This window comes from Moorena sp. SIO3I6 (genome assembly GCF_010672095.1).
This window is the reverse complement of record NZ_JAAHHU010001160.1, coordinates 1-1,615: the sequence shown is the minus strand read 5'-3', so window position 1 is coordinate 1,615 and position 1,615 is coordinate 1. Positions and strand designations below refer to the sequence as shown.

Sequence of the window (1,615 nt, the reverse complement as noted above, 5' to 3'; positions counted from 1 at the left end):
TATTTCTTGAGGGTTGGTTTTTCACCAACATGGAATTCAAGTTATCAAGGTATGTCCTTGTGGTTAATCCCCCGTTACCGGTTTCTAACCAACGAATCGCACTCGCATGTTCCTCACGTTGCCTACTTATTTTGAGGTGTGTCCTGCCTAGCTTATTAACGGCTTTCTTGCGGTTGGATGAGCCTTTCTTTTTCCGAGAAACCCGACGTTGGTAGAACTTTAGACGTTTTTCTCCCCTTCTGTAAAAGCGAGGATTAGGTTCGGCATGACCAGTAGAATCAGTATAGAAATCTTTTAGTCCAACATCTAAGCCGACAGCTGTACCAGTTGGTTCTAATTCCTCTTTGATGTCAACAGACACGCAAAACTGGACGTAGTAACCGTCAGCCCGACGGACTATCCGAACCCGCTTAATTTGCTTCTTATCAAAGCGCCACAAGTCCCATTTACCCTTAAGTTTGAGCTTTCCTATTTTTTTATTGTCTGTGAAAGTGATTGATTTATTGTCAGGGGATAGCTTCCATCCTGACTGCTTATACTCAACCGACCTTCCACGTTTTTGGAATTTGGGAAAGCCTTTCTTACCAGGTACTTTCTTTTTACAATTGTCAGAGAAACGGGCAATCGATGACCATGCTCTCTCAGAGGCAGCCTGGCGAGCGGTAGAGTTCAATTCGTTGGCAAATGGAAACTGTTTAGCTAAAACTTTGCAGTATTTGCTTAAGTCGTACTTCCCTGTGCCCTTATTGTCCAACCACAGACGAATGCAACTATTTCGGATAAATTTTACCGTCCGAATAGCTTCGTCAATTGCTTGGTATTGGTGCTTTTTGCCGTAGGCTTTGAACTCTATAATAATCATCTCGGTATCGACCTCCCGTTACTATTTATATTACCATACTTAGCGACAAAAGTAAGGATAGATTTTAAAAAAAAAGCCGTCCTATAAGGACGGGGCTTTAAACCCAATATTTTTGGTAAATCTAAAGTTAACGGGTCGTGAGTAATTACCCAATTGTCTTGGACAAGGGCTTTTTTAACCACATCATGAAATATATCCTTAGCAGGCATTGGTATATTTATTTTTTATAATCAAAAATCAATAGATATATACCAAAGGGAACAGGGAACAGCGGATCTGGGAACAGGGAACAGCGGATCTGGGAGTAGGGAGTAGGGAGTAGGGAACAGGGAACAAAAATTCTCACAATTCATTTAGGATTGATATACTGTTTCCTACAATATAGCGTTTATAGGAATCATGAGGTACACAGAATTGTTTGACTATTGGCTGTTGCCTCTTCTCTCTTACCTGCTCCCTGCTCCGTTCGCGAAGCGTGGCCTACGGCCTCAGTCCCTGCTCCCTAAAACCCAGATATTTGTACCTCACAAGTCATAGAATTGCTATATTATAACGGCTCATCAAAATCATCTGACATTTTCACTAACCCCTTAGCGCTACCAAACTTAGGGGTTGCTTGTACTGCAATCATTGGCACAATTCTAAACGATTTCCCATCACTACCGAGGATGACAACCTCTTCCCCTGCTGCTGCTGCTTCAAGTAGTTCCGCGAGTCTAGTCTCTGCTTCCTTCAACTGAATTTGGTACATGA

4 protein-coding genes and 1 pseudogene are annotated in these 1,615 nt (G+C 42.2%); 1 reads left to right on the top strand and 4 read right to left on the bottom strand.

From position 1 onward, the window contains the following. The 3 genes and pseudogenes from F6K49_RS47255 to F6K49_RS47245 all read right to left on the bottom strand — a co-directional run. The coding region (locus tag F6K49_RS47255; protein WP_293109441.1) for a transposase at positions 1 to 862 on the bottom strand (862 nt) is incomplete at its 3' end. Between the two features lie 116 nt (positions 863 to 978). After that, positions 979 to 1,071: pseudogene (locus tag F6K49_RS47250) on the bottom strand (element excision factor XisH family protein); the annotation flags it as partial. A gap of 8 nt (positions 1,072 to 1,079) precedes the next feature. Further along, positions 1,080 to 1,208 carry a hypothetical protein gene (locus tag F6K49_RS47245; protein WP_293109439.1) on the bottom strand — a complete coding sequence of 43 codons (129 nt, stop codon included), beginning with the start codon at positions 1,206 to 1,208 and terminating at the stop codon, positions 1,080 to 1,082. Positions 1,209 to 1,261: 53 nt separating this feature from the next. Here F6K49_RS47245 and F6K49_RS47240 point away from each other — a divergent pair, with 53 nt between their 5' ends. After that, entirely contained in the window at positions 1,262 to 1,399 is a 138-nt protein-coding gene (locus F6K49_RS47240) for a hypothetical protein (RefSeq protein WP_293109437.1), read from the top strand. A 10-nt stretch (positions 1,400 to 1,409) separates the two neighbouring features. Here the strand turns inward: F6K49_RS47240 and F6K49_RS47235 are convergent. Continuing rightward, a partial coding sequence (locus tag F6K49_RS47235; protein ID WP_293109435.1) for a prevent-host-death protein occupies positions 1,410 to 1,615 on the bottom strand: 206 nt, incomplete at its 5' end.